The following is a 19,504-nucleotide window of genomic DNA, read 5'->3' as shown; positions in this document are numbered from 1 at the left end:
AATGAAAATTTATTCCACCCAGCCGCCACCCAGGGCGGTGAATAGCTTGATTTCGTTGACCTGGCGGGCGTAGTTGAGGTCCAGCAGGGTTTGCTGCGTCGTGAACAAAGAACGCTCGGCATCCAGCACCTCGATATAGCTCACCGCGCCGTGCTGATAGAGCGCCCTGGCACGCTGCTGCGTAATTTGCAGTGAGGAGAGGTAGCGTTGCTGGGCGCTGATTTGGTCAGCCAGGCTCTGGCGCAGGGCCAGCGCATCGGCAACATCTTTGAAGGCGGCCTGGATTTTTTGCTCGTAGTTCACCACCGACTGCTGCTGGCGGATTTCGGCGAGATCGAGATTGGCCTGATTACGTCCGGCATTAAAAATCGGCAATTCGATTTTGGGGACGAAATTCCACATCCCGCTGGCGGGATTAAATAAGCTGGACAGATCTGCGCTGCTGCCGGACACCGAGCTGGTTAAGGTAATCGACGGGAAAAAGGCCGCGCGCGCGGCGCCAATATTGGCGTTGGCGGCGCGTAAACCATGCTCGGCTTCTAAAATATCCGGGCGCTGCAACAGGATCTGCGATGACAACGCCGGGGGTAAGGCGACGCCGTTAATATCGAGAAGGCTGCTGGCCGCATCATCGGGCAGATGCTGATAGCTGCCCAGCAACAGCTGAAGGGCGTTGTTGGCCTGCACCAGTTCACCCTCGCGTTTGGCGATATCGGCGCGGGTGCTTTCGATAACCCCACGGGCCTGTTCCAGCGCGAGAACGTTGGTGCTGCCGGTCAGCAGCTGCTTCTCAACAAATGCGTAGGAGCGCTGATAGTTCTGCAAGGTTTCCCGGGCCACCTGCAGCTGAGCCCAGGCCAGGCGCTGGTTGAAATAGCTCTGCGAGACATTCGAGATTAATAAGATATGGACCGCCCGGCGGGCTTCTTCGCTGGCGAAATAGTTTTGCCGGTCCGCCTCGCTTAAGTTCTTCAGCCGACCAAAGAAATCGAGATCGAAGCTGAGGTTAAGTCCGGCCTGGTAATCGCTGTTGGTGGTGGTATCGCCTTTGAGCTTGCCGCCGTAGGTGGTGCTGGCGGCGCTATTCAGCTGCGGGTAGCGGTCGGCGTCAGTGACGCCATATTGCGCTCGCGCCTCCTGAACCTTGAGCGTCGCCATGCGCAAATCCCGGTTGGTCAGCAGCGCTTCGCCAATCAGCGCCTTTACCTGCGGGTCGACGAAAAACGTCCGCCAGCCGGTATCCTGATAGCTTGCCGGCATCGCGACCAGCTTGTTCTGGCTGCGCGAGAACTGCTGTGGCACCGGCGAGGCCGGCTGCTGGTACTCCGGTGCTAAAGACAGGCAGCCGGTCAGAACAAACATAACGCTGAGCGTGATGAGCTTTAATTTGCGCATAGAGCAGGACGTTTTTTGGCGATGAATGAATGACGGGTACTTTACAAAACGGCCTCTGTTCGACGCGTGACAGGAAAATGACAAAGCTGTCATTTTCCTGAGAATTCATTGCTATCCGGTTTGTCTCCACTAGAATTGGAAACCCGCACAAAAGGCGCGTGAAGGAGCATGTCATGAAGATTTTGATCGTCGAAGATGAGAAGAAAACCGGTGAGTACCTGACCAAAGGGCTGACGGAATCCGGTTTTGTCGTTGATCTGGCCGATAACGGTCTGAACGGCTATCACCTGGCGATGACTGGCGATTATGACCTGCTGATTCTCGATATTATGCTGCCGGATGTGAACGGCTGGGATATTGTCAGAATGCTGCGCGCTGCCAATAAAGGCATGCCTGTTTTGCTGCTGACCGCCCTGGGCACCGTTGAGCATAGGGTGAAAGGGCTGGAGCTGGGAGCTGATGACTATCTGGTGAAGCCGTTTGCGTTTGCCGAGCTGCTGGCGCGAGTCAGAACCTTGCTACGCCGCGGTACATCGACAATGGTTGAAAGCCAGTTTCAGGCGGCGAATTTGTCTGTTGATCTGGTGAGTCGCAAAGTCACCCGCGCTGGAACGCGTATCACCCTGACCAGTAAAGAGTTCACGCTGCTGGAGTTCTTTCTGCGTCATCAGGGAGAAGTGCTGCCCCGTTCGCTGATTGCTTCTCAAGTCTGGGATATGAACTTTGACAGTGATACCAACGCCATCGATGTGGCGGTCAAACGGCTGCGGGCCAAAATCGATAATGACTTTGAGCCGAAGCTAATCCAGACCGTGCGCGGCGTGGGCTATATGCTTGAGGTACCGGATGGCGAGTAAGCTGTTTCAGCGGCCTTTTTCGCTGGCCTCGCGGCTGACGTTTTTTATCAGCCTGGCCACGATTGTGGCGTTCTTTGCGTTCACCTGGATAATGATCCATTCGGTCAAAGCGCATTTTGAGGAACGTGACGTTCACGACTTAAAACAGCTGGCCACAACGCTTGAAACGGTGCTTAACCACGGCGAGTATTCGCAGGAACAGCGGCTGGATATTTTAAAAAACGTGATTGATGGTTATGCCAATGTCTTTATCTGCCTCGATGATGCCAACGGGAATATCCTTTTTCAGTCGCCGAATGGCCCGGACCTGAGCCATATCATGAGCACCTCCGGGCTGGCGGCCCGGTTGCAGGACGGGAGCGTAATTTCGTGGACCGATCCACACCCGCGGGCGATGACGCATGATAATCATCAGATGCAAACCCGCGCCTGGCGACTGATTATGCTGCCGCTCGGTAAAACGGCAGAAGGCAAACCGGCTTATCACCTGCTGATGGCGTTATCGATTGATTTTCATCTGCATTATATTAACGAGCTGAAGGCGAAGCTGATTTCGGCGGCGTCGGTTATCAGCATTCTTATCATCTTTATTGTGCTGTTCGTGGTGTATCAGGGACACAAGCCGATCCGCCAGGTCAGCCGGCAAATTCAAAATATCACGTCCAAAGATCTCGACGTCCGGTTAAACCCCGGGAGTGTTCCGGTGGAGCTGGAGCGGCTGGTGATTTCGTTTAACCATATGCTGGAACGTATTGAAGATGTCTTTACCCGCCAGTCCAACTTTTCTGCCGATATTGCCCATGAGATCCGCACGCCGATTACCAACCTGGTGACGCAAACGGAAATCGCGCTCAGCCAGACCCGTAGCCAGAAAGAGCTGGAAGATGTGCTGTATTCCAATCTGGAAGAGTTTTCGTGGATGTCACGGATGGTGAGCGACATGCTGTTTCTGGCGCAGGCGGACAACAATCAGCTGATCCCTGAGCAGAAAGCGCTGAATCTTGCCGATGAGGTCAACAAAGTGTTCGACTTCTTTGAAGCCTGGGCGGAGGAGAAGGAGGTGACGTTGCGTTTGACGGGTAACGCCTGCTGGGTAACCGGCGATCCGCTCATGCTGCGCCGGGCGATCAGTAATTTGCTGTCAAACGCCATTCGCTATACCCCGGGCCAGCAGGCGGTCACGATCCGAGTCAGCGAAAGCGCAGGACAGGCGAAGCTGGTGGTGGAAAATCCTGGTACACCGATTGCGGCTGAGCACTTACCCCGGCTGTTTGACCGTTTTTATCGCGTCGATCCTTCCCGTCAGCGTAAAGGCGAGGGCAGCGGTATTGGCCTTGCGATCGTGAAGTCTATTATCACTGCGCACCATGGCAGCGTGGTGGTGGAGTCCGACAGTCGCTCAACGCGCTTTATTGTCACCTTGCCAAAACAGATAGCGTAAATGCCAAAAGCCTGGCAAAACCAGGCTTTTGGCAACGCAAACATAGCGCAGCGAGATTACTCTTCGAAGTACCAGTAGCCTTGATTGATCAGGCGTACGAGGTCCGCCACAAAGGCCGGGTTCTGTAGCACATCGCCCAGCTCCTCCTGGCCCAGGGTGGTATATCGGCACAAGGCGTCGAGTGCGCTGGCATCGGTCGTTTCCAGCTGCTCGCTGTTCACAAAGAAGCTGTCGCCGATATGCAGGACCCGCAATCCGCTCAGACGGCACAGCTTTTCGCCACCCGCCAGCGCATCGACAACCTCTTCTTCAGCATACGGCGGCTCCGCCGGGGCGATATCCAGCTCGTGGCGCGGTGTGGTGGCGAAACGGCCAAACCACTGCTTAAAGTCTTCCGGCTGGTTAATCATGTCGATCATCATCGTGCGCAGGCGGTCAAGTTCGTACTCTTCTACCCGGCCCGGATGTTCGCGGCAGGTGAGGTCAGGATCGCTGTAGTGCTCGCCGCCAAGATCGTTTTCCAGCGCGTAGTCGGCAAAGCTACTGATCAGGTCACGACCGTTCGGTCCGCGGAAGCCAACGGAGTAGTTCAGTGCCGTCTCGTGGGTGATCCCGTCGTGCGGGAATCCTGGTGGGATATAAAGGATATCGCCCGGCTCGAGATCTTCATCGATAATCGGTGGGAAAGGATCGACATGCAGAAGCGCCGGATGCGGACAGAACTGGCGCATCGGCAGCTTGTCACCCACGCGCCAGCGACGGCTGCCCATTCCCTGAATAATAAAGACGTCATACTGATCGATGTGTGGGCCAACGCCGCCGCCGGGAACGGAGAATGAGATCATCAGATCATCAAGACGCCAGTCCGGCAGGACACGGAAGGGGCGTACCAGCTCGGCAGCCGGCATATGCCAATGGTTTACCGCCTGCGCCAGCAGCGACCAGCCGGTTTCGCCCAGACCATCAAAATGTTCGAACGGGCCGTTGCTCGCCTGCCACTGTTCGTTCACCAGGCTGACCAGCCGGCTGTCGACTTCCGGTTCCATGGCCAGACCCGCCAGCTCGTCCGGGGTGATCGGATCGACGAAGTTCGGGAAAGCATTCTTTAATACCACCGGCTGCTTTTGCCAGTACTTCTCTAAAAACTCGGGCCAGTTGATGTTCAGTTGATAAGCCATAGATTCACACCAGTAATGTAGAAACGGGCCTGATTATAGAAAGGAGTCGGCTGCGGGCGCTTTGTCATGAGTCAATCCAGCTGCTTAATTCGCCATAAGCAGTAGCGCACTGTGATGGTATTAAAGAAAGAGAGGGAAAAAATACGGGCGGCAAATACCGCGATCGAATTTTTTCGCCAAACGGTATTTTGGCTGATTTGCGCTGTAAGCCGCGTGGTTACTGGGTTTGTTCGTTTTTAGTTAACCGGGCTGGAAACAGAAAAGTTCAAATTATGAGCGCTTGATAAGTTTTTTGTATTTTAACGCTTGCCATACAAACAGAACTCCCTATAATGCGCTCCCACTGACACGGCAAATGTGAACAACTTCACAGATTAAGCCGGGTCGGAAGAGAAAAAATCCTGAACTTAAGGGTTGACTCTGAAAGAGGAAAGCGTAATATACGCCACCTCGCGACAGAGCGCTCAGCGCCGTCGCACTGCTCTTTAACAATTTATCAGACAATCTGTGTGGGCACTCAAAGTGACATGGATTCTTAACGTCCTCGGACGAAAAATGAATACCAAGTCTCTGAGTGAACACGTAATTCATTACGAAGTTTAATTCACGAGCATCAAACTTAAATTGAAGAGTTTGATCATGGCTCAGATTGAACGCTGGCGGCAGGCCTAACACATGCAAGTCGAGCGGTAGCACAGAAGAGCTTGCTCTTTGGGTGACGAGCGGCGGACGGGTGAGTAATGTCTGGGAAACTGCCTGATGGAGGGGGATAACTACTGGAAACGGTAGCTAATACCGCATAACGTCGAAAGACCAAAGTGGGGGACCTTCGGGCCTCATGCCATCAGATGTGCCCAGATGGGATTAGCTAGTAGGTGGGGTAATGGCTCACCTAGGCGACGATCCCTAGCTGGTCTGAGAGGATGACCAGCCACACTGGAACTGAGACACGGTCCAGACTCCTACGGGAGGCAGCAGTGGGGAATATTGCACAATGGGCGCAAGCCTGATGCAGCCATGCCGCGTGTATGAAGAAGGCCTTCGGGTTGTAAAGTACTTTCAGCGAGGAGGAAGGCGTTAAGGTTAATAACCTTAGTGATTGACGTTACTCGCAGAAGAAGCACCGGCTAACTCCGTGCCAGCAGCCGCGGTAATACGGAGGGTGCAAGCGTTAATCGGAATTACTGGGCGTAAAGCGCACGCAGGCGGTTTGTTAAGTCAGATGTGAAATCCCCGGGCTCAACCTGGGAACTGCATTTGAAACTGGCAAGCTTGAGTCTTGTAGAGGGGGGTAGAATTCCAGGTGTAGCGGTGAAATGCGTAGAGATCTGGAGGAATACCGGTGGCGAAGGCGGCCCCCTGGACAAAGACTGACGCTCAGGTGCGAAAGCGTGGGGAGCAAACAGGATTAGATACCCTGGTAGTCCACGCTGTAAACGATGTCGACTTGGAGGTTGTTCCCTTGAGGAGTGGCTTCCGGAGCTAACGCGTTAAGTCGACCGCCTGGGGAGTACGTACCGCAAGGTTAAAACTCAAATGAATTGACGGGGGCCCGCACAAGCGGTGGAGCATGTGGTTTAATTCGATGCAACGCGAAGAACCTTACCTACTCTTGACATCCACGGAATTTAGCAGAGATGCTTTAGTGCCTTCGGGAACCGTGAGACAGGTGCTGCATGGCTGTCGTCAGCTCGTGTTGTGAAATGTTGGGTTAAGTCCCGCAACGAGCGCAACCCTTATCCTTTGTTGCCAGCGGTTCGGCCGGGAACTCAAAGGAGACTGCCAGTGATAAACTGGAGGAAGGTGGGGATGACGTCAAGTCATCATGGCCCTTACGAGTAGGGCTACACACGTGCTACAATGGCATATACAAAGAGAAGCGACCTCGCGAGAGCAAGCGGACCTCATAAAGTATGTCGTAGTCCGGATCGGAGTCTGCAACTCGACTCCGTGAAGTCGGAATCGCTAGTAATCGTGGATCAGAATGCCACGGTGAATACGTTCCCGGGCCTTGTACACACCGCCCGTCACACCATGGGAGTGGGTTGCAAAAGAAGTAGGTAGCTTAACCTTCGGGAGGGCGCTTACCACTTTGTGATTCATGACTGGGGTGAAGTCGTAACAAGGTAACCGTAGGGGAACCTGCGGTTGGATCACCTCCTTACCTGAAAGAACCTGCCTTTGTAGTGTCCACACAGATTGTCTGATGAAAAGTAAATAGCAAGGCGTCTTGCGATTGAGACTTCAGTGTCCCCTTCGTCTAGAGGCCCAGGACACCGCCCTTTCACGGCGGTAACAGGGGTTCGAATCCCCTAGGGGACGCCACTTGCTGGTTTGTGAGTGAAAGTCGCCGACCTCAGTATCTCAAAACTGATTCTCCGGAATCATGTTTGAGATATTTGCTCTTTAAAAATCTGGATCAAGCTGAAAATTGAAACGACACACTGTTTCCTTTCTCCGTAATAAGAAAGGAAAAATGGTGTGTTCGAGTCTCTCAAATTTTCGCAATGCGAACTGTTTTACGAAACAGTTTCGGGTTGTGAGGTTAAGCGACTAAGCGTACACGGTGGATGCCCTGGCAGTCAGAGGCGATGAAGGACGTGCTAATCTGCGATAAGCGTCGGTAAGGTGATATGAACCGTTATAACCGGCGATTTCCGAATGGGGAAACCCAGTGTGTTTCGACACACTATCGTTAAGTGAATACATAGCTTAACGAAGCGAACCGGGGGAACTGAAACATCTAAGTACCCCGAGGAAAAGAAATCAACCGAGATTCCCCCAGTAGCGGCGAGCGAACGGGGAGCAGCCCAGAACCTGAATCAGTTTGTGTGTTAGTGGAAGCGTCTGGAAAGTCGCAGGGTACAGGGTGATACTCCCGTACACTAAAATGCATATTCTGTGAGTTCGAAGAGTAGGGCGGGACACGTGGTATCCTGTCTGAATATGGGGGACCATCCTCCAAGGCTAAATACTCCTGACTGACCGATAGTGAACCAGTACCGTGAGGGAAAGGCGAAAAGAACCCCGGCGAGGGGAGTGAAAAAGAACCTGAAACCGTGTACGTACAAGCAGTGGGAGCCTCTTTATGGGGTGACTGCGTACCTTTTGTATAATGGGTCAGCGACTTATATTCTGTAGCAAGGTTAACCGTATAGGGGAGCCGCAGGGAAACCGAGTCTTAACTGGGCGTTAAGTTGCAGGGTATAGACCCGAAACCCGGTGATCTAGCCATGGGCAGGTTGAAGGTTGGGTAACACTAACTGGAGGACCGAACCGACTAATGTTGAAAAATTAGCGGATGACTTGTGGCTGGGGGTGAAAGGCCAATCAAACCGGGAGATAGCTGGTTCTCCCCGAAAGCTATTTAGGTAGCGCCTCGTGAACTCATCTTCGGGGGTAGAGCACTGTTTCGGCTAGGGGGTCATCCCGACTTACCAACCCGATGCAAACTACGAATACCGAAGAATGTTATCACGGGAGACACACGGCGGGTGCTAACGTCCGTCGTGAAGAGGGAAACAACCCAGACCGCCAGCTAAGGTCCCAAAGTCATGGTTAAGTGGGAAACGATGTGGGAAGGCACAGACAGCCAGGATGTTGGCTTAGAAGCAGCCATCATTTAAAGAAAGCGTAATAGCTCACTGGTCGAGTCGGCCTGCGCGGAAGATGTAACGGGGCTAAACCATGCACCGAAGCTGCGGCAGCGACGCTTATGCGTTGTTGGGTAGGGGAGCGTTCTGTAAGCCGTTGAAGGTGGCCTGTGAGGGTTGCTGGAGGTATCAGAAGTGCGAATGCTGACATAAGTAACGATAAAGCGGGTGAAAAGCCCGCTCGCCGGAAGACCAAGGGTTCCTGTCCAACGTTAATCGGGGCAGGGTGAGTCGACCCCTAAGGCGAGGCCGAAAGGCGTAGTCGATGGGAAACAGGTTAATATTCCTGTACTCGGTGTTACTGCGAAGGGGGGACGGAGAAGGCTATGTTAGCCGGGCGACGGTTGTCCCGGTTTAAGCATGTAGGCGGAGCGTTTAGGTAAATCCGGACGCTTATTAAACGCTGAGGTGTGATGACGAGGCACTACGGTGCTGAAGTAACAAATGCCCTGCTTCCAGGAAAAGCCTCTAAGCATCAGGTAACATCAAATCGTACCCCAAACCGACACAGGTGGTCAGGTAGAGAATACCAAGGCGCTTGAGAGAACTCGGGTGAAGGAACTAGGCAAAATGGTGCCGTAACTTCGGGAGAAGGCACGCTGATGGTAGGTGAAGTGACTTGCTCACGGAGCTGAAATCAGTCGAAGATACCAGCTGGCTGCAACTGTTTATTAAAAACACAGCACTGTGCAAACACGAAAGTGGACGTATACGGTGTGACGCCTGCCCGGTGCCGGAAGGTTAATTGATGGGGTTATCCGTAAGGAGAAGCTCTTGATCGAAGCCCCGGTAAACGGCGGTACGTAACTATAACGGTCCTAAGGTAGCGAAATTCCTTGTCGGGTAAGTTCCGACCTGCACGAATGGCGTAATGATGGCCAGGCTGTCTCCACCCGAGACTCAGTGAAATTGAACTCGCTGTGAAGATGCAGTGTACCCGCGGCAAGACGGAAAGACCCCGTGAACCTTTACTATAGCTTGACACTGAACATTGAGCCTTGATGTGTAGGATAGGTGGGAGGCTTTGAAGTGTGGACGCCAGTCTGCATGGAGCCAACCTTGAAATACCACCCTTTAATGTTTGATGTTCTAACGTAGACCCGTGATCCGGGTTGCGGACAGTGTCTGGTGGGTAGTTTGACTGGGGCGGTCTCCTCCTAAAGAGTAACGGAGGAGCACGAAGGTTAGCTAATCCTGGTCGGACATCAGGAGGTTAGTGCAATGGCATAAGCTAGCTTGACTGCGAGCGTGACGGCGCGAGCAGGTGCGAAAGCAGGTCATAGTGATCCGGTGGTTCTGAATGGAAGGGCCATCGCTCAACGGATAAAAGGTACTCCGGGGATAACAGGCTGATACCGCCCAAGAGTTCATATCGACGGCGGTGTTTGGCACCTCGATGTCGGCTCATCACATCCTGGGGCTGAAGTAGGTCCCAAGGGTATGGCTGTTCGCCATTTAAAGTGGTACGCGAGCTGGGTTTAGAACGTCGTGAGACAGTTCGGTCCCTATCTGCCGTGGGCGCTGGAGAATTGAGGGGGCTGCTCCTAGTACGAGAGGACCGGAGTGGACGCATCACTGGTGTTCGGGTTGTCATGCCAATGGCATTGCCCGGTAGCTAAATGCGGAAAAGATAAGTGCTGAAAGCATCTAAGCACGAAACTTGCCCCGAGATGAGTTCTCCCTGACTCCTTGAGAGTCCTGAAGGAACGTTGAAGACTACGACGTTGATAGGTCGGGTGTGTAAGCGTAGCGATACGTTGAGCTAACCGATACTAATGAACCGTGAGGCTTAACCTTACAACGCCGAAGCTGTTTTGGCGAAGAGACGAAATTGATTTTCAGCCTGATGACAGATTATTCACTGCGCAGAGATGCGGGGTGGAAACAGAATTTGCCTGGCGGCAATAGCGCGGTGGTCCCACCTGACCCCATGCCGAACTCAGAAGTGAAACGCCGTAGCGCCGATGGTAGTGTGGGGTCTCCCCATGTGAGAGTAGGGAACTGCCAGGCATCAAACAAGTAAGAAGCCCATCCTGACGGATGGGCTTTTTGCGTTTTTGCCGGTACTGCCGGGTAGCCCGGACAAGGCGCCGCGCGCCGCCTCCGGGGAAATATCTCAGCCAGTGGCTCCACATACAGGGGCTGAGCGGTTTTTATTCTGCTTTAATCTCCTATCCCCCATTCTCTTATTCCTGCAGCAGAGTACGTCCTGCCAAATAATTAAATATCATTCGCTGACTTTAACTAAAATATAAAGCAAGAAACTATTCATGGCGTGAAAATATAACGCCAAAAAATAAATTGAGGCATTTGAATTTATTATTCAAATATATTTATTTTCATTAATTTTTATATTATCGATATGTTTGTAGGTTATTTAACGCATATTTAACGACGCGTGCTGTTGTAACTGGACTTTCAAGATGAAATGTTTTAGTGTCATTAACAGTTTGTTAACTCGATCGAGTTCGTGTCACTGAAATTTCGATATAATGTAGCGCGTACGATCTGTATTAAAGCTATCCCGATGTCGCTGAGATACGCCACCGCCACAAAACAGTCTGGTTTGTGTGGCATAAATGCTATCAAGCGGCACGATGAGAATAAAAATGAAGATCCTTTTAAAATGGCCGCCTTTGCGCCAGCTCATAAGCTACCTACAAGAACGCTTCACCTTTCTGGTTCTGCTCTGCTGGCCGGCGATTATCTGGGTGGCTTGTCGGATATGCGTCTGGATCGCTGACAGCGTGCTGCTGCTGATCGGGAAACCGTTAAGTGAATCCTTTACCGTCTACCTTCAGCCGCTGATGACGTTCAGCGCCCTAATCCGCATTTCTCTGAGCTGGCTGGTCCTGCTCTTTATCCTGTTCAGCATGGCAATGGGCTTTACCTGGCTGCTACGTCGCGTAATAAACCGCAAGAGCTGACCTTTCGTTCTTATTACCGCTGGCCGCCACCGCTGGTGACGGCCAGAACTCCCCCTTCAGGCCATCGCGCCAATCGTCTTACGAAAACGCAGCAGAGCGACAGTAAAGAACACTCCGCCGATGGCCAACAGGGTTAAAAACTGCGGCCAGACAATGGTAAAGTCGGCACCACGATACAGAATTGCCTGCGCCAGGCTGACAAAATGGGTTGTCGGCATGGTTAACATTATATCCTGTACCGCCTGGGGCATACTCTCCCGCGGGGTTGAGCCGCCGGAAAGCATCTGCAGCGGCAGCAGTACCAGGATCATCAGCAGTCCCAGCTGCGGCATTGAGCGCGCTACCGTCCCCATAAAAATACCGATTGAGGTGGTCGCGAACAGGCTCAGTGCCACGCCCAACATAAACAGCGGGATTGAACCTTCAATCGGCACCTGTAGCACTCCCTGGACCATGAGCAACAGCGAAAGCCCGGAAACAACCAGCACGACCAGCCCCATCGACCAGATTTTTGCCAGCATAATTTCGAACGGTGTCACCGGCATGACCAGCAGGTGTTCGACCGTACCGTGCTCCCGCTCGCGGATCAGCGCCGATCCGGTCAGCACGATCGCCAGCATGGTGATGTTATTGATGATGGCCATGACTGCACCAAAACGCTCTTGTTCGAGGTTGGGGTTAAAGCGCATCCGCACCGCCAGCTCAACCGGTAGGGTTGCGTTATCCCGATAGCGGGCCACAAAGCTGTTCACCTCCCCGCTAATAATATTCTGGATATAACCATTGCCGGTAAACGCCTGACTCATGCGTGTGGCGTCGACGTTAACCTGAATTTCCGGCTGCCGTCCGGCGAGCACATCACGCTGAAAGTTGGGGGGAATATTAATGGCAAAGGTATAGTTCCCGGCGTCCAGCCCGGCATCCATCTGATCTTCATTAATCAGCTCCGGCGGTAAAAACCACGGTCGATAAAAGCCGTTGATAATACGCGAGGAGAGCTGTGACTTATCCATATCGGCAATAGCGATAGGCGCCAGATGCAGGGACCCTGGCATTACGGTCGCTGAGGAATAGACCGAGACGGTGAAGGCGAACAGGATTAAGGTCAGCATCGCCTTATCGCCGAGTAGACTGCGCAGTTCTTTGACACCGAGATTATAAATATTGCGTAATCCGCGCATCATCCCTCCTGTTTTTTCAGCAGCCACACGCTGAGGCCGAGCACCAGCGGGACAGCAATCAGCAGCGGGATAAAGGACGCCCATAAATCCGTCAGATTCAGGGCTTTTGAAAACGTCCCGCGAGCGATGGTCAGAAAATGGCTGGTCGGGTAAATTTGACCAATCCAGCGGCCTGGCCCCTCCAGCGAAGCGACCGGGTCAATCATGCCGGAAAACTGCGTGGCCGGTATCAGCGTGATAATGGCGGTACCGAAGATGGCTGCAATCTGGCTTTTCATAAAGGTGGAGATCAGAAGTCCCAACCCGGTGGCGATGGTGACATAGAGCAGTGCCGCCAGGGTCAGGGTCAGAAAGCTGCCCTTATGCGCCACGCCAAACACAAAGACCGACAGCGCGCACAGCAGGAAGAAGTTAAACATGCCCAGCACGATGTACGGCACCTGTTTACCCAATAGAAACTCGCTGCGGGTCGTCGGCGTAACGTACAGATTAATGATGGAACCCAGCTCCTTTTCGCGGACTACGCTCAGCGCGCTGAGCATTGCCGGGATCATCATCAGCAGCAGCGGGATCACCGCTGGAACGATGGCTGGCAGACTTTTCACATCCGGGTTATAGCGATAGCGCGTCTCAATGGATATCAGCGACGTATCGCGCCCCGGCGTCGCCTGCCGCCCTGCCATCTCCTGTAACCAGGCCAGATGCATAGACTGAACGTAGCCGCGCACCGTCTCGGCCCGATTCGGCATGGCGCCGTCCACCCAGACGCCAATGTTGACCGGGGTGCCGCGGGCAATATCGCGGCCGAAATTAGGCGGAATTTCAATGGCGACGGCCAGCTCGCCGTTGCGCATCCGTCTGTCCAGTTCGCTATAGCTCTGTAGCGGGGGCTGCTCAATGAAGTAGCGTGAACCGGCTATATTCTGTGACCAGCCCTGGCTGCTGAGGGTCTGGTCGCGATCGAGTACCGCGAAACGCAGGTCTTCCACATCCATGCTAATGCCATATCCCATAATGAACATCAGAATCACGGTACCCAGCAGAGCCAGGGTTGAGCGCACCGGATCGCGCCGGAGCTCCAGCGCTTCACGACGGCTGTAGCTAAAGAGTCGGCGCAGGCTAAACGCCTGTCGTGGGGCGGCGGTCCTGGTCGAGGCGTTTACCGGCGGGGCAGGCGGTATGTCATCGACGGGCTGTTGGGCATCCTGCAGCCAGGCGATAAACGCCTCTTCGAGGTTGGCTGCGCCGCGCTGTGCAACCAGCGCCTGCGGCGTATCGCTGGCCAGCACCTTCCCGGCGTGCATGAGTGAAATACGATCGCAGCGCTCGGCTTCATTCATAAAGTGGGTCGAGATAAAAATCGTCACCCGATCCTGGCGGGCGAGATCGACCATCAGCTGCCAGAACATGTCCCTGGCGACCGGATCGACACCGGAAGTCGGTTCATCGAGGATCAGCATTTCCGGGCGATGGATCACCGCTACGGCGAGAGAAAGCCGCTGGCGAATACCTAACGGCAGGGACGCGGGCAGAGTATCTTCGACCTCCGTTAACATAAAGCGTTGACTCATTTCCGCCACCCGACCGGGGATCTCGGCATCCGGGATGTGAAATAAACGGGCGTGAAGCTCAAGGTTCTGCCGGACGGTCAGTTCGCTGTAGAGGGAGAACGCCTGCGACATGTAACCAACGCGGCGGCGAGTGGCAATATCCTTTGGATCGACCGGCTGGCCAAATAGCCAGGCCTCACCTTCGCTGGCGGGGAGCAGACCGGTTAGCATTTTCATGGTGGTTGATTTACCGCAGCCGTTTGAGCCGAGGAAACCAAAAATTTCTCCCCGGGCGATGCGGAAGTTCACATGGTCGACCGCCACGAAGTTGCCAAAGCGCATGGTCAGGCCACGGGCTTCAATCGCGATTTCATTGTCCAGAGCGTTGCGCGGTGTAATGATAACTTCTTTGTGCGCCTCACGCTGGGCTGCGGGCAGCAGGGCGATAAACGCCTGCTCGAGCGTCTGGCTGTGGGTTTGGGCTTTGAGCTCTTCGGCGCTGCCGGTGGCCAGCACTTCCCCCGCGTTCATGGCGACCAGCCAGTCGAAGCGCTCCGCCTCTTCCATATAGGCCGTCGCAACCAGTACGCTCATTTCAGGCTGACGCTGGCGAATGCTGTCAATTAGCTCCCAGAACTGGGCGCGAGAAAGCGGGTCAACGCCGGTGGTGGGCTCATCAAGGATCAGCAACTGCGGATCGTGGATCAGCGCACAGCACAGGCCGAGTTTTTGCTTCATCCCGCCGGATAATTTCCCGGCGGGGCGGTCGCGGAAAGGGGCCAGTCCGGTACTGTGCAGGAGTTCATCGATGCGGGTCTCGCGCTCGGCTTTATCATGCCCAAACAGGCGGGCAAAGAAGTCGACGTTTTCATACACCGAAAGAGTGTGGTAGAGGTTTTTGCCTAGCCCCTGCGGCATCCAGGCAATTTTGGGGCAGACGTCGCGGCGATGACGTGCATCGCGCATATCACCGCCAAGCACCATCACGTTGCCTTGTTCAATGGCCCGCGCTCCGGAAATCAGCGACAGCAGGCTCGATTTGCCGACGCCGTCAGGCCCAATCAGGCCCACCATCCGGCGAGCGGGAATACTCAGGCAAATATCCCGCAGCGCGACGGTGGCGCCAAAATGCTGCCCGACGTGTTCCAGCAGGGCGACCGGTGGGTGAGTATCCTGCTGAACGTCTCTCATTGCGGCAACCTCACCGCGAGCGCGTCAGGCCACGTCTGCTGGCTATTCAGCCGGACATATGCCATCCCGGGCAGGCCGGTTTTGACATACTCAAGATGCTGTTCCAGCAGCTCCGGCGGGATGCGGGCCTTCACCCGGAACATCAGCTTCAGTCGTTCATCGCTGGTTTCTACCGTCTTTGGCGTAAACTGCGCCACGCTGGCAACAAAGGTGATATTCGCAGGGATAGTCAGATCTGGCGCCGCATCCAGTACGATACGCGCTTCGCTGCCCAGCGCCAGCAGGCCAGCCTGTTCGGTTGGCAGGAAGAAGGTCATGTAGACATCGGAGAGGTCGACCATATTCAGCACCCGGCCGCCGGCGGCCAGGACTTCGCCCGGCTCGGCCACGCGATACTGAATTCGGCCGTCGCGCGGCGCTTTGAGTTCACTATCGTCAATATCGGCGAGGATGCGTCGTTCGGTGGCCTGAGCAGCTTCAACGCGGGTTTGGGCCTGGATAATGCTGGTTCGGGCGGCTTCAATTGCGGCTCTCGCCGCAGAAACCTGGGCTCTGGCAGATTCGAGCGCTGCCCGGGCGCTTTCCGCTGCCGCCTGGTCATCGTCGAGCTGCTGCGCTGAAACCGCTCCGCGCTGCGATAGCGCGCTGGAGCGCACGTGACGTTTCGCGGTGGAATTTAGCTCCGCCTGCCGCTGTTTCACTACCGCTTCGGTGGCGCGCATTTCGCTTTGCCGCTGATCGAGCAGCGCTTTGGCGGCGGCAACCGCGCTTTCAGCTTCCTTTATCTGGGCTGCGGCTTCGAGGCGCTGTTCGTTAAGCACCCGAATATCCATACGCGCCAGCACATCGCCCTTGTGAACGAACTGGCCCTCTTTGACCAAAATGGTGTCGATGCGTCCGGCGGTCTTGGTCGCGATATCCACCTCGGTGGCTTCTATCCTGCCGTTGCTACTGGCAAAACCCTCCGGAAGTCCCGGCGGACGTAGCGTCCACCATATCAGGGCGGCGATAACCGCCAGCAGTCCGACAAGGCACCAGGCCCAATGCTGTTTGATTTTGTCCATACGCTACTCGCTCTGTTCCATATTGCTGAGTGATGCGCGTTTCTTCCCTCGGGCAAACGAAGTTTTATCTCTTTGAAAAATAGAGGAATTGAGAGGCAAGGCCGACCGGGTCGCGAATCCAGCTGCGCGGCTAACCGGTGAAAAAGATGTGCTACGAATGTGGTCATCATCAGCAATCCTGGCCTTAAATGAAACACGCATAAATATAGCTATCGTCTATGGGATACTAGCATTTGTATTGAGTATGTCCATACGATAAACATGGGGTATTGATGTACATCGCGAATCGCCGCCGATGGCGGTACGGGAAAGCGTAAAAAACGATTGCTGCATTTTCAATCTGGTTGACCAGGGCGAACTGTTGTATGATTTGCGGCCTTGAAAATAGACCCATGTCGGCGAGTGCTTTATTCAATGAGCGATGAAAGCAAAAAATATATCTCAGTTATTTTTAAGGAATGGCTGCCGCTGTACGACAGCCTGACGCCGGAAGTGAAGGCGGTTCTTAAAGATATTGCCGCAGAGCAGTCAGCAGCTCTGGCCGCTCGTTTCTATGATTTTATTTTTCAGGATCCCGATATTGCCCGTCACCTGACTTATGATCTGGTGCAGGAGCGCCTTAGTCGTTCGCTGGCCGTATGGGTCCACGACATCTTGACCTGCGAGAAAGATCAGCTGCAGGCGCTGGCTGAAAGGCAATACCATATCGGCAGTATTCACGCCCGCATCGGTATCCCCGCCGAGGCCGTGCTGCGGGGTGCCCGTCAGCTCAAGGCCGGGCTGATTGAACATGTGCGGGATAACGATAAGATTGACCACTCCACCGGCCTTGCGACCATCCACTACGCGGTGATGGCGATTAATATGGCCATCGAGATGATGTGCCATGCCTACACCTTATCGCACTATCGGGCGACAAGAAATGAAGAGGCGTATCGCCTGTATAGCCTGATGGATAATGTGCCGATGGAATATGGCAAACAGCAGGCCTCGCTCTCCGGTTGGGAAAATAGCGCTATTTTTAATATCGTGAGTGAAAATAAGACCGATATTAACGGCACGTTATTATCTGAATCCGAATTCGGCCTGTGGTTCCGCCATAAATGCGTGCGTTACTTTAACAAGAATGCGCAGATGAAAGAGATTACCGGTTTAATTAACCAGGTGGACAGCTTAATCGCCGGCTGGAAATCCTCAGAAGACAGCGCAGAATATAAAAATACGCAGGGCTTACTCCAGAACATCCACATCCATTGTCAGCAAATCAGCAGCCAGCTCGGGGTTATCTTCAGCAGTCTGTCGCAGATGCAAAACGGTAAAGACTCCCTGACCAGCCTGCTAAACCGCCGCTACCTGCCGGTGGTCCTCAAACATGAGGTCACGCTCGCCATGGAACATGAGCTGCCGATGACGGTGGCAATTGTGGATATCGACCATTTTAAAGAGATTAACGATAACTGGGGCCACATGGTGGGCGACCGGGCGATTAAGCACGTTGCCGACCTGCTTAGCGATAACATCCGTTCCAGCGATTATATCTTCCGCTATGGCGGCGAGGAGTTTCTGCTGGTTCTGGTGGAAACCGGCGCGGCCGAAGCCTTTGCGCTCCTTGAACGCTTACGAAAAAGCATCAGTCAGCTCCCGTTTAACGTCGGTGGAGAGACCAATATTGCGATTACTGCCAGTATTGGCTATGCCGTGCATACCGGCCACCCGGATTATAATCGGCTGCTGCGCGACGCCGACAGCGCGCTGTACGTTGCCAAGCGTAACGGGCGCGACTGCGTGAAGATGCACGAGGGTGAGCATGATCCGCACGACTAAAGCACCGCGCCCCGGGTGTTCAGAACAGCACGGGTAACCCTAATCCACGCATCACCTCATGCAGCGTCTGCTGTGTGAGGCGGTGCGCCCGCTCGCTGCCCTGGCGCAGCAGTTCCAGCAGCATCCCTTTATCCGCAATAAACGTTGCCCGACGTTCGCGAATCGGCGCCAGCAGCGTCTGCAAACACTCCTCCAGTGCGTTTTTGCACTGACGGTCACCCAGGCCGCCGCGTTGATAGTGCGCCTTCATATCGGCGACGAAGGCGCTGTCGGGATGAAAGGCATCAAGGTAAGTAAAGACCACATTGCCTTCGATTTGGCCTGGGTCGCTGACCCGCAAATGCGTCGGGTCGGTATACATTGCACTGACCGCGCGATGAATGTGTTCTTCGCTGGCCGAGAGCGTGAGCGTATTGCCCAGCGATTTTGACATCTTGGCACCGCCGTCAATGCCGGGCAGGCGACTGACGTCGCTGAGCAGCGCCCGACAGTGCTGCAACACCGGCGTGGTGGTCAGGCTATTCATTTTGTGGACGATCTCATTGGTCTGCTCGATCATCGGCAGCTGATCGTCGCCAACCGGCACCAGCCCGGCTTTAAATGCGGTGATATCGGCGGCCTGGCTGATGGGATAGGCCAGAAAACCGACCGGCAGCGAGCGGGAGAACCCCTTCTGCGCGATTTCACTTTTGACCGTCGGATTACGCTCGACGCGGGCGACGGTGACGATATTCATATACAGCGCGCTCAGCTCCGCGAGGGCGGGCAGGGCCGATTGCAGGCAAATCGTTGTTTTGTGCGGATCGATACCCACCGCCAGATAATCGGCCATCACCTCAAAAATATTGCTGCTGATTTTCTGCGGATCGCTGCCGTTGTCCGTTAGCCCCTGAAGGTCGGCAATGAGGATAAACTGCTGGTGGTCATGCTGAAGCTGCACTCGCTGGCGCAGAGACCCCACGTAATGGCCGAGATGCAGCTGGCCGGTAGGGCGGTCGCCGGTAAGAATGGTTGGTGTTGTGTTCATCAGAGACTCCTTACGATGCTGTTAAGCCGAAAGACGTCGCTTGATAAACAATAAAGCCGCCTTCCGGCGGCTTTAAAAATGGAAACGTAAATCGTGCCGCCTGTTATGCAGGCAGCCACCAACGATATGGGCGGGCAATGACAACGATTCTGTTCATCAGACTATCCTGCCACGAAACGGGCGCGGGGTAAACCCACGCGCCGTAGGCTTCTTCGC

General features: G+C 54.5%; 10 protein-coding genes, 1 tRNA gene and 3 rRNA genes. 8 read left to right on the top strand and 6 right to left on the bottom strand.

Going from position 1 to position 19,504, the window contains the following annotated elements; all coding sequences use genetic code 11:
* Positions 1-9: 9 nt before the first annotated feature.
* Positions 10-1,395: an efflux transporter outer membrane subunit gene (locus ACMYSK_RS16285; RefSeq protein WP_434636876.1), complete on the bottom strand. Its 1,386-nt coding sequence runs from the start codon at positions 1,393-1,395 to the stop codon at positions 10-12.
* A 173-nt stretch (positions 1,396-1,568) separates the two neighbouring features.
* Between ACMYSK_RS16285 and ACMYSK_RS16280 the strand changes: the two genes are divergently transcribed.
* Together ACMYSK_RS16280 and ACMYSK_RS16275 are read left to right on the top strand one after the other, a co-directional pair.
* A complete protein-coding gene (locus ACMYSK_RS16280; RefSeq protein ID WP_434636875.1) occupies positions 1,569-2,252 on the top strand; it encodes a copper/silver response regulator transcription factor in 684 nt (227 codons plus the stop codon).
* Positions 2,242-3,693: a Cu(+)/Ag(+) sensor histidine kinase gene (locus ACMYSK_RS16275; protein ID WP_434636874.1), complete on the top strand. Its 1,452-nt coding sequence runs from the start codon at positions 2,242-2,244 to the stop codon at positions 3,691-3,693. The genes ACMYSK_RS16280 and ACMYSK_RS16275 overlap by 11 nt, the downstream gene beginning before the upstream one ends.
* Before the next feature lie 56 nt (positions 3,694-3,749).
* Here ACMYSK_RS16275 and ACMYSK_RS16270 read toward each other — a convergent pair whose 3' ends face one another.
* Positions 3,750-4,871, bottom strand: coding sequence for a JmjC domain-containing protein (locus ACMYSK_RS16270; protein ID WP_434636872.1), 1,122 nt, complete (start codon positions 4,869-4,871; stop codon positions 3,750-3,752).
* Positions 4,872-5,492: 621 nt separating this feature from the next.
* Here ACMYSK_RS16270 and ACMYSK_RS16265 point away from each other — a divergent pair.
* From ACMYSK_RS16265 to ACMYSK_RS16245, 5 genes are all read left to right on the top strand, one after another.
* Positions 5,493-7,035, top strand: a 16S ribosomal RNA gene (locus tag ACMYSK_RS16265).
* An 85-nt stretch (positions 7,036-7,120) separates the two neighbouring features.
* Positions 7,121-7,196 (top strand) — tRNA-Glu (locus ACMYSK_RS16260).
* A 218-nt stretch (positions 7,197-7,414) separates the two neighbouring features.
* Positions 7,415-10,321 (top strand): 23S ribosomal RNA (locus ACMYSK_RS16255).
* A gap of 97 nt (positions 10,322-10,418) precedes the next feature.
* Positions 10,419-10,534: ribosomal RNA gene (gene rrf, locus ACMYSK_RS16250) — 5S ribosomal RNA — on the top strand.
* The 16S, 23S and 5S rRNA genes sit together here with 1 tRNA gene alongside, the layout of an rRNA operon.
* Before the next feature lie 599 nt (positions 10,535-11,133).
* Positions 11,134-11,451 carry a hypothetical protein gene (locus ACMYSK_RS16245; protein WP_434636870.1) on the top strand — a complete coding sequence of 106 codons (318 nt, stop codon included), beginning with the start codon at positions 11,134-11,136 and terminating at the stop codon, positions 11,449-11,451.
* Positions 11,452-11,507: 56 nt separating this feature from the next.
* Here the strand turns inward: ACMYSK_RS16245 and ACMYSK_RS16240 are convergent, their stop codons facing one another.
* The 3 genes from ACMYSK_RS16240 to ACMYSK_RS16230 are packed head-to-tail and all read right to left on the bottom strand — an operon-like array spanning position 11,508 to position 16,437.
* The gene (locus ACMYSK_RS16240) at positions 11,508-12,632 is read right to left on the bottom strand and encodes an ABC transporter permease (protein WP_434644168.1); all 1,125 of its coding nucleotides are present in this window, start codon (positions 12,630-12,632) and stop codon (positions 11,508-11,510) included.
* Positions 12,632-15,373: a ribosome-associated ATPase/putative transporter RbbA gene (gene rbbA / locus ACMYSK_RS16235; RefSeq protein ID WP_434636868.1), complete on the bottom strand. Its 2,742-nt coding sequence runs from the start codon at positions 15,371-15,373 to the stop codon at positions 12,632-12,634. Before rbbA ends, ACMYSK_RS16240 begins: the two co-directional genes overlap by 1 nt.
* A complete protein-coding gene (locus tag ACMYSK_RS16230) occupies positions 15,370-16,437 on the bottom strand; it encodes an HlyD family secretion protein (protein WP_434636866.1) in 1,068 nt (355 codons plus the stop codon). The genes rbbA and ACMYSK_RS16230 overlap by 4 nt, the downstream gene beginning before the upstream one ends.
* A gap of 414 nt (positions 16,438-16,851) precedes the next feature.
* Here ACMYSK_RS16230 and ACMYSK_RS16225 point away from each other — a divergent pair, with 414 nt between their 5' ends.
* Positions 16,852-18,261, top strand: coding sequence for a diguanylate cyclase (locus ACMYSK_RS16225; RefSeq protein ID WP_434636864.1), 1,410 nt, complete (start codon positions 16,852-16,854; stop codon positions 18,259-18,261).
* Positions 18,262-18,280: 19 nt separating this feature from the next.
* Here the strand turns inward: ACMYSK_RS16225 and trpS are convergent, their stop codons facing one another.
* Positions 18,281-19,288 (bottom strand): tryptophan--tRNA ligase, encoded by a 1,008-nt coding sequence (gene trpS / locus ACMYSK_RS16220; protein WP_434636863.1) that lies wholly within the window; start codon positions 19,286-19,288, stop codon positions 18,281-18,283.
* Positions 19,289-19,504: the final 216 nt, after the last annotated feature.

Origin of the sequence: Klebsiella sp. I138 (assembly GCF_051131765.1) — a bacterium.
GTDB lineage: Bacteria > Pseudomonadota > Gammaproteobacteria > Enterobacterales > Enterobacteriaceae > Klebsiella.
This window is presented reverse-complemented; position numbering and strand designations above follow the sequence as displayed.